The sequence below is a fragment of the Yoonia sp. genome (assembly GCF_036007805.1).
In the GTDB taxonomy this organism is placed as follows: Bacteria; Pseudomonadota; Alphaproteobacteria; order Rhodobacterales; family Rhodobacteraceae; genus Yoonia.
This window is the reverse complement of sequence record NZ_DASYOK010000064.1, coordinates 37,128-51,954: the sequence shown is the minus strand read 5'-3', so window position 1 is coordinate 51,954 and position 14,827 is coordinate 37,128. Positions and strand designations below refer to the sequence as shown.

At 55.8% G+C, this 14,827-nt stretch carries 13 protein-coding genes; 6 read left to right on the top strand and 7 right to left on the bottom strand.

Annotated elements, in window-relative coordinates:
- Positions 1–394, top strand: a 394-nt coding sequence (locus VGP75_RS04130) for a class II fructose-bisphosphate aldolase (protein WP_327542453.1), incomplete at its 5' end; no start/stop codon positions are given.
- Positions 395–500: 106 nt separating this feature from the next.
- Here the strand turns inward: VGP75_RS04130 and VGP75_RS04125 are convergent.
- From VGP75_RS04125 to VGP75_RS04115, 3 genes are all read right to left on the bottom strand, one after another.
- On the bottom strand, positions 501–1,433 hold the full coding sequence (locus VGP75_RS04125) for a hypothetical protein (protein ID WP_327542452.1): 933 nt from the start codon (positions 1,431–1,433) through the stop codon (positions 501–503).
- Positions 1,433–2,419 carry a hypothetical protein gene (locus tag VGP75_RS04120; protein WP_327542451.1) on the bottom strand — a complete coding sequence of 329 codons (987 nt, stop codon included), beginning with the start codon at positions 2,417–2,419 and terminating at the stop codon, positions 1,433–1,435. The genes VGP75_RS04125 and VGP75_RS04120 overlap by 1 nt, the downstream gene beginning before the upstream one ends.
- Positions 2,420–2,554: 135 nt before the next feature.
- Positions 2,555–4,504 carry a tetratricopeptide repeat protein gene (locus VGP75_RS04115; protein ID WP_327542450.1) on the bottom strand — a complete coding sequence of 650 codons (1,950 nt, stop codon included), beginning with the start codon at positions 4,502–4,504 and terminating at the stop codon, positions 2,555–2,557.
- A gap of 154 nt (positions 4,505–4,658) precedes the next feature.
- On the opposite strand from VGP75_RS04115, the gene VGP75_RS04110 reads away from it, so the two are divergent.
- The 3 genes from VGP75_RS04110 to VGP75_RS04100 all read left to right on the top strand — a co-directional run bounded on the left by VGP75_RS04110 (position 4,659) and on the right by VGP75_RS04100 (position 8,638).
- Positions 4,659–6,545: a glycosyltransferase family protein gene (locus VGP75_RS04110; protein WP_327542449.1), complete on the top strand. Its 1,887-nt coding sequence runs from the start codon at positions 4,659–4,661 to the stop codon at positions 6,543–6,545.
- Entirely contained in the window at positions 6,542–7,576 is a 1,035-nt protein-coding gene (locus VGP75_RS04105) for a glycosyltransferase family 2 protein (protein WP_327542448.1), read from the top strand. The genes VGP75_RS04110 and VGP75_RS04105 overlap by 4 nt, the downstream gene beginning before the upstream one ends.
- A gap of 66 nt (positions 7,577–7,642) precedes the next feature.
- A complete protein-coding gene (locus VGP75_RS04100; RefSeq protein WP_327542447.1) occupies positions 7,643–8,638 on the top strand; it encodes a glycosyltransferase family 2 protein in 996 nt (331 codons plus the stop codon).
- A 69-nt stretch (positions 8,639–8,707) separates the two neighbouring features.
- On the opposite strand, the gene VGP75_RS04095 is transcribed toward VGP75_RS04100, so the two are convergent.
- Both VGP75_RS04095 and VGP75_RS04090 read right to left on the bottom strand, forming a co-directional pair.
- Positions 8,708–10,354, bottom strand: a complete 1,647-nt coding sequence (locus VGP75_RS04095; RefSeq protein ID WP_327542446.1) for a glycosyltransferase family protein — start codon at positions 10,352–10,354, stop codon at positions 8,708–8,710.
- Between the two features lie 108 nt (positions 10,355–10,462).
- On the bottom strand, positions 10,463–11,230 hold the full coding sequence (locus VGP75_RS04090; RefSeq protein WP_327542445.1) for an FkbM family methyltransferase: 768 nt from the start codon (positions 11,228–11,230) through the stop codon (positions 10,463–10,465).
- A 226-nt stretch (positions 11,231–11,456) separates the two neighbouring features.
- Here VGP75_RS04090 and aroQ point away from each other — a divergent pair, with 226 nt between their 5' ends.
- Together aroQ and VGP75_RS04080 are read left to right on the top strand one after the other, a co-directional pair.
- The gene (aroQ, locus tag VGP75_RS04085; protein ID WP_327542444.1) at positions 11,457–11,903 is read left to right on the top strand and encodes a type II 3-dehydroquinate dehydratase; all 447 of its coding nucleotides are present in this window, start codon (positions 11,457–11,459) and stop codon (positions 11,901–11,903) included.
- Positions 11,900–12,664 carry a helix-turn-helix transcriptional regulator gene (locus tag VGP75_RS04080; protein ID WP_327542443.1) on the top strand — a complete coding sequence of 255 codons (765 nt, stop codon included), beginning with the start codon at positions 11,900–11,902 and terminating at the stop codon, positions 12,662–12,664. The genes aroQ and VGP75_RS04080 overlap by 4 nt, the downstream gene beginning before the upstream one ends.
- A 383-nt stretch (positions 12,665–13,047) precedes the next feature.
- Here the strand turns inward: VGP75_RS04080 and tsf are convergent, their stop codons facing one another.
- Positions 13,048–13,920 carry a translation elongation factor Ts gene (gene tsf / locus VGP75_RS04075; RefSeq protein ID WP_327542442.1) on the bottom strand — a complete coding sequence of 291 codons (873 nt, stop codon included), beginning with the start codon at positions 13,918–13,920 and terminating at the stop codon, positions 13,048–13,050.
- Between the two features lie 74 nt (positions 13,921–13,994).
- Positions 13,995–14,777, bottom strand: coding sequence for a 30S ribosomal protein S2 (gene rpsB, locus VGP75_RS04070; protein ID WP_327542441.1), 783 nt, complete (start codon positions 14,775–14,777; stop codon positions 13,995–13,997).
- Positions 14,778–14,827 lie beyond the last annotated feature (50 nt).

Here is a 14,827-nt window from a genome sequence, read left to right as displayed (position 1 = left end):
TTCAGCGGGAACAGACCCCAGCGAGGCAGCGATTTTTGCAGCAGAGACCGGCATCGACGCGATGGCGATTTCGGTCGGGAATGTGCATCTCCAGCAGGAAACTGACGCTGGCCTCGATGAAGCACGGATAGCAGCCATTCAAGCGGCCACACAGGTGCCTTTGGTGATCCATGGCGGATCAGGCGTGCCGGTTGAACAGCGCAGGCATTTGGCGCGGACCACAAATATCTGCAAATTCAACATTGGGACAGAATTGCGCATGGCCTTCGGGGCAGCGCTGCGTGAAGCGGTGAACAAGGATCCTGATCGTTTTGACCGGATCGCGATCCTGAAAGAAACCCATGATCCGGTGATGGCGGCTGCACGCACAGTCTTGCGTAACCTCAAGCGGTAGGTCGTTGATATTGCTTGATTTCAGCTTCACGATATAATCGCATAATCAGTATTATGTAATATTATGCATAGCTGAAATAGCGTAAGATGTGGCGATGATGTGCCGTCTAGCTATTTTTGGACTTTCTCACAAACAGATGGCCCGTCAGCGCCGGATCCAATCCGTGCTTTTTGCACAGCTCGTCAGCAAATGAGCCTTCGTGTGGAATTCCCTGACTGAGCGCAAAGATATTCCGGAACCGTCGGCCGTAAAAATGAACCGAGAGCGTCTGTTCGGTAATGTAGTTGTAGACATCCTGTTTCAGACGCGGACGATGGAATGACCGCGTGGACGCAAATGGAACGGGATAAAGGACGTCACCCTCAAAGGCATGAGCGACTTCACCGGTTTCGTGGGCAAAATGGTGCAAGGCATCCGGTCCGCAAATGCCCCAACGCATGACCGACATATGCACGCCCTCGCCCGCGTCTTTCAGGCGTTGCAGTCTATTTTGCTGTCGCTGCGGTAGCCATGGCGGTACAGGATATTCATCTTTTGTGAGCGAAAGCATGGCCTGCAAGGTCTGGGACTCTTTGGGCATCCCAAGGACACCGGAATAGAGTTTGCGCTGACGATCGGTACCCCAACCGTAAAAGTAACCGTGGTCCGGCCGGACAAACGGTTTCCAGCAGTAGGCATCGGTATCAATCCAAAGGTAATCCGTCTGCGCCAGTAGTCTGAGCCGGAACACATCGGAATGGAACGCCGGGCTTCCGGTATTGACGTGATAGATGATCTTATCCGAGGGCATGATTTCGTTGGCGTCGCGCACTTCGACACCGTCAGGCACCGATTTTACATCATCATAGACGTAAAGAATGGTGCGATGTCCGTTCTCTACGAAAGACAGAAGGCACATCTGCTCCATCCAGGTCAACTCCGGACCGACCCAAAGACTGGCAACGTCATAAAGCTTCATCAACGGCTCCGATTTCGGCTTTGCCTGACGGGTTTGGGCATCGTCGTACCACCTTGCATGTGCTGCCGCATCCCCGACCATCAGCCATGCTTTTCGGCAAGTTCATGCAGTTTTTTGACAGCATATTCATAGTCTTGCTTTTCGCTTGGGTCGCCACGCTGAACACCATGCGCGGTGCCTGTCCTCGGCGTGAAAAGACGCTCTCGATCAGGAAAGTATGCGGCGCGGAATACGGCGTTCCGGGTTTCGAGCGTGTTGTTGATCAGTTTGCGCTCGTCCGGTGTTAGCACGTCGCCCTGTCCAAAAAGCCGTGGATCACCGCTTTGTTGAAGCACCCGCCCAAGTCGCCGACGGGCTTTTTTGTCAAAACCCGCGCCTCCGTCAAAGTGACCCAAAGCCTCGCTTGCGACACGGGACAATGATTTGTTCGCGGCCCCCTCTGGCAAGACCACCTCATGCACAGGTACATCCATCAATGACAAAAAGTCAGAGATCACATCATTGCCCGCCATTTCCTCGCGCAGATACAAACGCGGGACAATCTCAGCCGTCGGCACCTGCGCGCGGATGCGGTCAAGAATGGCGGAAAAATTCATGTAGTCAGGATCGCTTTCGATTTGCGTCAAACGGTTTGCAACAAAAGCGTCGACGCCGCGCGTGCGCATCCCGTTTTTTGCACGCTGCTTATAGTCGGCCTCGATAAAATCATCGAAACGCCTGATGTAGACGACAAATTTGACCGGTGTCGGGATCGCTGCCAGATAGCGGTCGTAGAGTGGTGAAAGATCGCGCCCGAAAAACATCTCGCTCGAGAGGATACAGTGTTGCGCTGCATGTTCTTGATATTCTTTGACAAAAGCTTCGGTCGTTGGAGAATCGGACCAGCCGCGCGACATCGCGATCGCCATCGCGTTCTGGCAGATCAGGCGTACCCGGCCAGTGCCTCGGTCGCGGCCAGTCGCCATATAGCGGATATTATGCTTTGCCAGAAAAGCAGCATTGCTATGCAGATAGCCTTGCAAGGCTGTTGAGCCTGTCTTGGGCATCCCGATATGGATCCAAAGCATGAACCGTCCTTTAACGCGATCAATAAAATCTATGCAGATCCAGATATCCGGAATGCCGGAGGGTTTATCAACATCATGCGATGAAGACTAGGCCTGTCCCGATGTAGAGTTGGTTGCCCTGCTAAACCATGGCATTCACTGCGATTTCTTCAAGATACGCGCACGGCGGTTCTGATACCGCTTTTGATTGGGCGCAATGCGTGCTGCGCAATCAAGGGCGGCGATTGCTGGAATTTCGTGCCCGTTCTTGCGGTGAAACTCGGCGACATAGGCATGAAGCTCCGCAGTCGTCTCATCCATGGCGCAGGCCCGCTCAAATGACAGGCCGGCGCTGGCGGTGTCCCCTGCCCCTTCATGGATCACGCCTGTCAGGAAATGCCAGAACGCATGGTCCGGCCCCAGTGCAACACATTCCTTCATCTGGGCCAGCGCGCCGTCATAATCCCCCTTGAGAAACAGGATTTCCGCCTGCCGTTTGCGCACGAGCTGATCCTCGGGTGCGTGTTCCATCGCCTGCGTGTTCCGTTCCAGCGCGCGGTCCAATTTGCCCATCCGCGCGTCAAGCAGGGCACAAAAACTAAAGGGCCCTGCCCCCGGCACAGCGTGATCGCCTTCCATAAGCTTTGCGCGCATTGCTTTGAGCGCGTGTTTGGCCTTCAGCATTTTCTGCGTTTTGCCATCAATCGCAAACCACGGCCATTCGACCGCGATAGATGACAGGTCCAGCGCACGCGCACGAATGATCTTGTTTTGCTGCAAGACAATGTTGTGAAGCTGATACCCAAGCTGGAGCGCCATCACAGTCTCACGGTCAAAGGGCAGCGCGTCACCGGGGCGCAAGCGCTGCCGGCGGATCATGAAAGTGCCGATCACAGTCACATCCGGCAAGGACGGTTTTTGCCAAAAGCCCTTCAGGAAAGAATTGCGCGCCTGCACGGCCTTGCCCAGCGCGCCGAGAATATGCGCGCGGATGGCAAGTGCTGACACATAGTTTTCCTGCCACTGGTTGGGGTCCTCAATGGCGGTCTGCACATGGGCGAGCGCCTCTTCCCATTTGCTGAGGTAAATGCAGTTGGCCGCCTGTAGCAGGGGCAGAAATGCATTGTCAGCACCCGCCTTCAGGATCTTGTCCGCATATTCCCATGCTTCTTCTTCACGCCCCGCCACCTGTAACCTGCGGGCCACTTTCACATAGATATGCGCCGCCTCGCTGGGGGTGATGAAGGCGGAAACGCCTTTGTGGAACCGTGCAATCGTGCTGTCATAGGCGACGTCCCTTTCCGGGATATCCATCACGTCGTGAAAGCACTTGCGCTCTTGGCCGCTCAGGCGGGCCGCCGCACGACTGAAGGCGCTGACAGGGGGGGCGATAATCTGCGACGCAAGCGACATCGTATAGAGTTCAAGAAAATCACGTTGCACCGGTTTGCAATGTGACAGGTCCACCAGATCGGCCATGCTGCGCAGTTGCGGATGTGCGGCCATCAACCCTGCAATGCTCTCTGCCTGATCGGAAAAAACCAATGCGGCAGCACCAGGATTCTTTGTCAGATAGGCTGAATAAAGCTCGTCAGGCTCAATCTTGGAGGGCCATTCCTTGTGCTTCCATGGCGCTTCGTTCAGGATATCGCCGCGTCTGATGTGGAAGGCAAACACCGGCCCCGGCAATGCGGCCATGGCGTTTTCGATCGCGGACATATGGGCTTTGACGGTGTCGTTGAACCCGATGCGCGCAATAAAGGCGCGAAACCGGTCCTGATGGTCTTCGCCCTGCTCAAAGGGCAGTCTTTCGATCTCGAACCCTTCATCAAGCAGGACATGGCCGCCGCCCGCGAGATGGGCGTTCAGTCTGCCGGGATCGGGATCGCGCCGGAAGCTGTCAATCGGCTTCGTGATTGCGGACAGTTCTTCAAAATCATCATTCGCGATAAAATGCCGGTCGATAAACGTAGGATCGAACAGATCATGCGGCGTGTCCAGCTTGGGGGCCGCAGCACCGCGCGGAAACCAGTTAATGCGAAAATCGGTCTTATAGTCGTCCGCAAGGCGCATACTGTTGAGCATCATCAACAGGCGCGCGCCCAATTGATCCCGCCTCAGGCCAATAAAGAAACCCCGACTTTGGCCTGTCCGCGGCATCGTAAATCAACCTTTTCTAACCACCGCAAAGCCTATACATTCGCGCCGATATTCACAAGCACTCCCACCGCCGGGCAGTGGAAGAAGGAGGCGCAATATCATGAGGGTAGGTCCACGACTGTTGCTCAGCGCCTTTGTGTGGAAACCCACGTCAGCCTTCGTGGAATGGCTTGCTTATCACCGCACGCTCGGTGTGACCCAGACCGTGATTTACGTAGATCGCAGACAGGATGGAAACGAACCTCTGCTGGATGCGCTTGCCGCGGCAGGCGTGATCGACATTGTTCCTGTGGCCGTTGATTCCGACATCAAGGAAGAGGTTCACAATTCGGCTATTCGTGCGGCCCGTATGGAGGCGGCAGAGACAGCCGGTTACGGGCTCTACCTTGCACCGGATGAGTATTTCTGCATCAGTGATCCGTCACAGAGCCTGCCTGCGCTCATGCAGTCCTGTGGTGATGCTGATGTGCTCTGCGCGCCCCTCCAGATCGCAGGGATTGCGCCGAAACGGCCCCATATTCCGGGTGGGCTTTTGCAACACGCGATATCGCTTGCGGGTGCGGGGACACAGCGCAGTGTGACGCGTCTTGGCCTGTTTGCATCACGCACACCGGAACGGCCTGTCGGACCGGTTCAAGGTGACGCAGACTTGGTTTGGGTCGACGGTGACGGCGCTGTGATCCCTGCCCCCCAAAGCCTTGCCGGCGCGACCGGTCCCGCCCGTGCCGGCAGCAAAGCATCAGTTCTGAAAATTCCCGCACCATCGGTTGAGACCTATCTCGTCCACCAGCAAGCCCTGCCCGCCAAGCAACACCCCAGTGTCGCGGTTCACACAGCACGGCTGGAAGCCTTGGCCACGACCACCGGCGCCCGCTGGACAGTGGACATGCGCCCAGATGCAACAAGCGCGGAAGTTTCCGCACTGATGGCCCTGCCTGACGTGGCTGCTGCACAGGCTGCACTATGCGCCGAGGAAACCGCCACCCGCGAAAACCTGCGCGACACATCGCCTGATTTCGAGGCCGTCATCGCGGCACTGAATGGTGAGGCCCCAGCCAAGACAATGGAGCCGTCCAAGCCGGTTATCGCAACCGATGAGACCAGTATCGCAGACGATGATCCACGACCCGAAGCCGGAGCAAAGCTGCCCCGCTGGTTTGCCGAAATTCATACTAGCGGTGACAATCAGGGGTTCTACACCCGCCTGAAAAACCACGCGGTGTCATTCGTTGAACGCGATCCCGCCCGTCTTGTCGTAACATTCGACAATCTGTCCAGCGTCAATGACATGTCAGCCGAACGCGAGCCATGGGCCTATAAATTCGTCCATGACAACGGATTTTCGCACCTGTCCGTCATGGCACGCCGCAAGGACTGGTTCCGTGATCCACAACTGATTGCCTATCTGCAAAGACTGTCCTCGGACGGGTTCTTTGCGGGTTTCGACAAAGTGATCCTGACAGGTACGTCCATGGGCGGCTTTGCAGCACTTGCCTTTGCGTCATTGTCGCCCGGTGCAACGGTGATCAGCTTCAATCCGCAAACCACGCTGGAAGAAGCCTTGGTGCCTTGGGAGGAACGCTTTGCCATGGGGCGGGCGCGGGACTGGTCCCTGCCCCACAGCGACTGTGCCTTTGAAATCGACGATGTGCAAAAGGCATATGTGATCTATGACCCGTTCTTCACCCCTGACCGGCGGCATGTCGAACGGCTTGAAAGCGACAAGCTGATCCTTCTCAAGACATGGTGCTCAGGACATTATTCGCCTGTGTTTTTGCGCCGCGCAGGTTTGTTGAAACCGCTGATGCAGCACGCCTTTGACGATACGCTGACACCTGCGGTCTTTTACGACATGATCCGCGCGCGCCGCGCTTTGCCGTGGTATCGCAAGGCGTTGATCGCAAACCTGCAAGCGCGCGGGCACGACCAACTCGCGGCACGCGTCACGCCTGCCTTTCGCAAACTCAAAAGAGAAGGCGCAGAATGACGAATACTGCTGCCCTGCCACCCCCTGCCCTTGGCGGCAGCCATGTCATCATGTCCACGATGAAAAACGAGGGGCCGTTCCTGCTTGAATGGATTGCCCATAATCTGGCGATCGGGTTTACCGGTTTCGTGGTCTTCACCAATGATTGCGAAGATGGCACGGATCTGATGCTGCAACGGCTGGAAGAACTGGGCTATTGCAGTCACCGGCCCAATGACGTCTCGGACGGATCACCCCCACAGCACAAGGCGCTGCGGCGCGCCACCGCCCACCCTTGGGTGATGGATGCAGACTGGTTGATGTGCCTTGATGTGGATGAATTCATCAATCTGCGTGAGGGGCTGACGACACTTGATCAGTTGATGGCAAAGATCGGGAATTGCGATGCGGTGTCATTTGTCTGGAAACTGTTCGGCTGTGGCGGCATCGGTCCCTATGAGGACCGCCCTGTGATGGAGCAATTCACGCTCGCGGATATCGAGGATGACCCCGCCAACGGACGCGCCACCGGCTTTAAGACGCTGTTTCGCAACAACGGGTTGTTCCGGCGGTTCAATCCGCACCGGCCCAAGAACGTTCCCGAGGGGCGTGAGGCCGAGGTGCGGTGGTCCGATTGTGGCGGGAACCACAGACCTATGGACCAGATCGGGTGGCGCGCGTGGGAGGGATTCAGCCATGAATACGCGCGGCTGAACCATTATTCCGTGCGCTCACTGGACAGTTTTCTGGTCAAGCGTGATCGAGGCCGCACAAACCACATTGCCCGCGAACAGACAGAACACTACTGGTCGGATATGAACGTGAACCGTGCTGAGGATCACACGATGGCCCCACATGCGGACCGCGCGCGGCCTTTGCTGGCGGCGCTGAAGGCTGATCCGGTCTTGGGGGCGCTGCATGATCAGGCCTGCGCATGGCACCGCGCGAAAATTGCCGAACTGAAGGCACGTGAGGGATGGGATGCTTTCTATGACTGGCTTTATGAGAACCGGATTGAAACCACGGCTGCCGTTGAACAGAAAGATTACTGACCGCAAGCCAGACTGAAAGACGCGTTTCACAAGGCCGATCAGGCAGTTTTGGATAAGGACATAGATATGACACGCTTTGTCATCGCGACCCCGATGAAGAATGAAGGGCCATTTATCGTTGAATGGGTCGCGCATAATCTGGCGATAGGTGTCGATGAAATTGCTGTTTTTTCAAATGATTGTTCTGACGGCTCTGATGCGCTGCTTGACCGCCTTGATGCGATGGGCAAGGTGCGCCATTTCGACAATACCTTCGGCGGCAAACCCGCGCCCCAACGCCGTGCCTACCGGCGTTTTATGAAGATGGACCTTGCAGGCCCCGAGGATTGGGTGATCCCGATTGATGCTGACGAATATATCAACATCAAGACGGGCGATCACACACTTCAGGCACTGACCCGTGCAGTCCCTGAAGCGCGCACGCTGTCGATGACATGGCGGCTTTTCGGTAATGCGGGCGTGGTCAGCTACAAAGACAAATTCCTCACTGATCAATTCCGCAGCGCCGCTGCGGATCAGACGCCGCGACCACCGCAGGCCTGGGGTCTCAAGACCATGTTCCAGCGTCACCTTTGGGGACACATCGGTGTGCATCGCCCCAAACGCCCCACAGTAGAACAATTTTCGGAAACACAATGGTACAACGGATCAGGCCTGCCCATGCCCGACCGGTACATGCAGGGCAGTTGGCGGTCAGGTCCGGATTCGCTTGGCTATGATCTTGTGCAGCTCAACCACTATGCCCTGAAATCCTGCGAGTCCTATCTGGTGAAAAAGGCACGCGGGCGCGCGCATCATGGGGGCGAGGCGCTAGGGCTCGAATATTGGCAAAAGATGAACCACAACCGGATCGAGGATCGCACGATCGACGCCATCCGCTCGCGCAAAGCTGCAATCTATAAAGAGCTGCTGGCGGATAGCGAGCTGCGCGCTTTACATGATGCCTGTTGTGAAAACCACCGAACCTTGATCAAGGAATTGCAGACGCGACCGGATTTCAATGACCTGATGGCGGCGCTGCTGCCGCATGCAGCGGCCGCGGCGGGCGAGAGTGGGCAATAGACCCGCCGCCGCAGATGAACAGACATTTGCGGGAGTTTTGCGCTAAATGTCAGAACCCGTCCTCACCTGTCATGTGGACGCGGCATCACCGCTTAAAGCTTGCGCAACATTGAGGATTTCGACGGCACGCGCCGCGAAGGAATGTGTATCGGCCAAACCCCGCGCCAGCGCGTCACGTTCTTGGCGCTTCGACCTTGGTTCAGCACGCGCACAGGCCACACCCGCGGCAAAGCTCTGCTGATCGCGGTAGAGATAGACGAAATCCGCAATGTCCTCAGGCAGCCAACCCACATCTTCCGACAGAGGGATCGCCCCGCAAGCCAGAGTATCAAAAACCCTGTTCGAAAGAAAACCGTTCTCTTTCATGGTCGCGGTGTGATCATTCAGGACGATCTCTGCTGACTGGTAAATTTCCGCAAGTTCATCATTGGACACACCTTCGGCAACGACAAATGGCGCGTACTTGCCCGCCTTCCATCCGGGCCCCCAAATCCGCAAATCTTCATTTGTCTGTGCGGCATGAACAACGCTTGAACGTTCAAAGCCTGCACGCGCGCGCCCGACAAAGGCCAATCCTTGTCGGGTTGTGGATTGCCCCAACTGCATGAGATCATGATCAAAGGCCTGTGGCAGAAGGGAAAATTTCCCGTTGGGGTGGTCTTGCTTTGCCTTCTCAAACAGTTGCTTTGATGCCCAGAAAACATGATCTGCATTCTTGTAATTTACTGCACGCATCGTTTTTGAGATAGCCCACATCAAGCACAAACGCCCAGCTTGGCGGTGAAAATTGGCGCGCCCGCGCAGCACCAAATCAATCCCGCCAGCGCTGCGATGCGTATACCAGTCTTCTTCAGGACAGATCGACGCCTTATACCCCAGACGACAAAACGCACGCGCAAGGCTTCGCGCAAAGTGATAGTCGCCCCACTTCACCATCTTTTCGCGCGTGGGCGCCGCGATCTTGATTGATATATCGGGATTGGCCCGCCACCCCTCGCCAAGCTCGTAGGGGAATGCACAAATCCATTTGCTGTCAGCAGCGCTTTGAATGTCGAGCGATGAAAAATAGCGTTCGATGCCATACTCTTGCAAGGTCATATTCAGGTAGTCTTGCAAGATCGCTTCGTAGTTCTCTTCCAACACTGTATTGTGCGGGTCAAGATTGCTGACGATCACCAGTCCCGTCGGTGCTGCGTCCAGGACGTCTATTTCCAGATCAGGGCGATATTTCTTCAAGACAGGCACAATCTTCCATACGTCACCCGTCCAGGCTGCTGTTTCGGCCGATCCACGGTCACGCTGCGCCATCGCCACATTCCAAGGCAGGCAGTCGTGCAGCATGATCAGGCCATTGTTCGCGCAGCACTTTTCAGTCCCGATGAAGTCACGCAGCAGATACTCGAAAAGATGCATGCCATCGAGGAACGCGAGATCAATTTGTGCCCCAATGTTTTGCATGCGGCCGGCTTTGAAGAATGCGTCACTGGTTTCCTGAAAGGCATGTAGCGCAGGTTTATTCTGCATCACCTCATGACTTAGCCGGTAGTCAGGATCGACGGAAATGGATTTGGCCGCGCTGAGTTTCAGGCTGGCCCCTGTTTGCGTGCCGATTTCAAGATACCAGTCCGGATCAATAACCTTATGCAACAACGCAATAAAGCTCAGGTAATGCAGCCCGTCCGCCAAGAAAAAGCCGTTCTCCAAATTCCTCTGCATTCTTCGTCTATCCGCTTTCGATTTTGTGTTGAACGCTATTTTTGCAGGCCTCATAATTGATAGCCATGGTCAACTAGGGGCACTTAAGGGTCCGGTCCACATCAAATCCTAAACTTCACGCCGGTGTTGCGCGCCACCCATCCACCTGTCCGGCAGGGTCAAAGCGGGTTTGCGCAAATTGTGCCGGACATCCAAAGGATGTGGCAAGGATTGCACCGGCCGTAGCCCCTGTGCGCGATCACGCCGCAGCAGCGTAGCTTCCACGACGCGCGGGATCATTTCGCCTTCAATCTCCACGGTTCCCGATACGTTGTTGGGGTGGAGATGCACAGTTACGAAATCTTCGTGCAGTTTATTGATCATTGAAAGTGCACGGTTCAAAAATTTGGGTTTGGTCAGGATTGATGGCAGATGGTGCAACTCGATCACGATTATACGAAAGCGGCGCAACAGATCACGAGGGGCGGCCCCTAATGTCTCGTATTCTGCGCCCTCTATATCCATCTGCAAAAGCAGATCAGCTTTCGGGTCGGGGTCGGTCGCGGCAACCCAAGACGCAAGCGTCATAAACTCCCCCGCGTCCTTGTCACCCAGAAATTTCCGAACGAACTGCGCACCGGGCACCTGTAGCGGCGGGTTTTCAACCGAGGCATCCGCCATGAACGACGGTATGCCACGTTTCGCAACATCCATCTCAAAGCTGGCCTGTTGTGACACGCCCGGCGAATAGCAGGCGGCAATGCCGCGAAAATCGTCAGGCACAAGATACCCGCCGTCACCAAAATCACCGACACGGATCAACGGTGTGTCCGTTGTGTAGGGCCGCAGAAAGTCATCTATGAGGGTGGCCTCGGGCAATGCTGTGCGCTCGGTCATGACAGATCACTTGCGCACGAAAAATTTGCAATAAAAAAGGGCCGCCCGCTAACCGGATCAACAATTGCAGATAACATCGACTTCCTTTTCAGCACAGTGATACTGGAACTTTGATCTGGGGCCTCACCGCCACTGTGAATGGCATATTCTGGCCTTCGCGGAAACTCCAAAAACAATTGGCGAAAAATCCTTTGGGCCAGATAGTTAAAGCTGTTAAAGAAACCGGATGACACATTCTATCCTGATCCTGAACGGTCCTAACCTGAACCTGCTCGGCACCCGCCAGCCCGAGGTTTACGGACCAACGACGCTTGCCGATATCGAAGCGCTTTGCCATGAAAAGGCCAAGGCGCTGGGGGTTGAGATAGTTTTTTCGCAATCCAACCATGAAGGCGAGATGATTGATATATTGCATGGGGCGCGTGGCGTGCATGCGGGTGTGATCCTGAATGCGGGTGCATATACGCATACCTCTGTCGCGTTGATGGATGCGATTTCAAGCATCATGTTGCCTGTGGTCGAACTTCATCTGTCAAACATCCACGCCCGCGAGGCATTCCGCCAAAAATCCTACATCGCACCAGTCGCGGTGGGGCAGATTTGCGGTTTTGGCGCGGCAGGCTATCCTTTGGCAATGGATGCGCTTCTCACCTATATCGGGCGGGTCCAATGACGGCACTGGTGGCGCAGCTCGCAAAGCTGACGAATGCCCATTCGGTCGAGGAATTATGGGATATTCACACGCGCCAGATGGCCACCTACGGTTTCGACAGGTTGATGTATGGGTTCACCCGCTACCGGACTTCAAATAGTCTGGGGGATCCACAAGACTGGGTGCTGCTTTCAACCCAGAGCGAAGAATACATGGATGTATTCATTCACGAGGGGCTTTATGCCCATGCCCCTATGTTGCGGTGGGCATTGGAAAATAGTGGTGCCTGTAGCTGGCGCTGGATGCTGGATATGGAGCGTGTTGATCACCTCACCCCGAGTGAATTGCGTGTCGTTGAATTCAACAAGTCCATGAAGGTGACCGCCGGCTATACGATCAGTTTCCGGTCCGTGTCTGAACGGATCAAAGGTGCCATTGCCCTGACAGCCAAGCCGGGCATGAACCAGGAGGCAGTGGAACAGGTTTGGGCCGAGCATGGCGACGAGATTGTCGTGATGAACAACGTCATGCACCTCAAACTGCTGACACTCCCCTACTCGGGCGAACGCAACCTGACCAAGCGACAGCGTGAGGTGTTGCAATGGGTGGGCGATGGCAAGACCACACAAGATATTGCAGAGCTACTGGAATTGACACCGGCGACCGTTGAAAAGCATCTGCGCCTCGCGCGGGAAACCCTTTGCGTGGAAACGACTGCGCAGGCTGTTTTGAAGGCTGCATTTTACAACCAGATGTTTCTGATGGACTCCGAGATCGCGTGAACCCGCGTGCTGGATCTTGTCTGTAACCGTTATATAAAATTTTTGTGAAGTCAGGTTTACCTTACTTTCGTGACCCCACGTAAGCTGGCACTGTGCAGATGTTCCGTGAGTGGTGGCCTTAGGCCTGGGAACATGAGGAGGTATTCCCTTGTGATTACAAGGCTCTGCTTTCTTGTTCCGGGTAACCGGATGCTGGCGTGGCAGGTTTGCCTGTTTACGTCAGCGCTTTAGCGATAAACCTCGGTGCTTCGTCCCGAAACTGAACTGAGTGTTATCGTTGCGGCACCTGCTTTCTTCCGAGTGTGGTGTCGCGTTTTTCTCCCTGAAACGGGAAACGGCCCGCGTTGGTGATCGCGGGCCGTGTTTGTTTTACAAGGGTTCTATTAGCCGTTCAGTTTTGCAACTTCGGCTGCGAAATCTTCCTCGGCCTTCTCGATGCCCTCGCCGACTGCTAGACGGATGTAACCTGTGATCTCCACACCGGCCTCTTTGGCAGCCTGACCAACGGTCAGATCGGGGTTCACGACGAACTGCTGGTTCAGCAATGTGACCTCGGCCATGTACTTTTGCATCCGGCCTACGATCATCTTTTCGATCACCGCTTCAGGCTTGCCGCTTTCACGGGCAATGTCCATCTGGACCTGCTTTTCTTTCTCGACGACTGCCGGATCAAGATCAGCTTCGGACAAAGACGCAGGGTTCGCAGCGGCGATGTGCATCGCAACCTGACGACCAAAGGCTTCGTTTTCACCGGACATCGCGACCAGAACGCCGATGCTGCCCATGCCGGGTGCGGCTGCATTGTGGACGTAGTTGACCACCGAGCCACCTTCAAGCGCTGCCATACGACGCACGGACATGTTCTCACCGATCACAGCAACGGCGTCTGTCACTGTCTGCTCGACGGTTTTGCCGCCCATGTCAGCCGCTTTCAGGCCGTCGATATCTGAGGTGCCCAGAGCCACATCCGCAATGCCAGCAACCATTTTCTGGAAGTCGGCGTTTTTCGCGACAAAGTCGGTCTCGGAGTTGACCTCAACAGCCACACCCTTGCCACCGGACACAGCAACAGCCACGAGGCCCTCTGCGGCGGTACGGCCGGATTTTTTGGCGGCTTTTGCCAGGCCCTTGGTGCGCAGCCAATCGACTGCTGCTTCCATGTCGCCATCAGTTTCGGTCAGCGCCTTCTTGGCGTCCATCATGCCTGCGCCTGTGCTGTCGCGCAGGTCTTTCACCATTGCAGCGGTGATTGCCATGTTACTTCTCCTTTGGAGGTATTTCAGGGTGGTCGGGCGGGACATAGTGCCCCTGCCCTACAATTTTATGACGCTTACTCGGCTGTCGCGGCTTCGGCGGCAGCTTCTTCAGCAACCACTTCCTCAACCAGCTCTTCCAGCTCGCCCATATCAACACCTGCGGCGCCCATCTGCGCGGTCATACCGTCAAGTGCCGCACGGGCAGCCAGATCGGTGTAAAGCGCGATTGCACGTGCTGCGTCGTCATTGCCGGGGATGACATAGTCAACGCCAGCAGGCGAACAGTTGGTGTCAACGATGGCAACAACAGGGATGCCCAGCTTGTTGGCTTCTGCGATGGCCAGATCTTCTTTGTTGACGTCAATGACGAAAAGAAGGTCAGGCACGCCGCCCATTTCGCGGATACCGCCCAAAGACGCCTGCAGTTTGCCCTGCTCGCGCTCCATGCCAAGACGCTCTTTCTTGGTCAGGCCGGCAAAACCGTTTGCGGATGCTTCGTCGATTGCTTTCAGACGGTTGATGGACTGCGAAACTGTCTGCCAGTTTGTCAGCGTGCCACCCAACCAGCGGTGGTTCATGTAGAATTGCGCGGATTTCTCTGCGGCTTCCATGATCGGCTTGGCGGCCTGACGCTTGGTGCCGACGAACAGAACGCGGCCACCTTTGGCGACAGTGTCACGAATGACTTGCAGCGCCTGGTCCAGCATTGGAACAGTCTGTGTCAGGTCCATGATGTGGATGCCGTTGCGCGAACCGTAGATGTATTGATCCATCTTGGGGTTCCAGCGGGCGGTCTGGTGACCAAAGTGTACGCCTGCTTCAAGCAGCTGACGCATGGAGAACTCGGGAAGAGCCATGTCGTTTTCCTTTTCCGGTTTCAAGCCTCAGCGGGGGATCAGCGTTATGC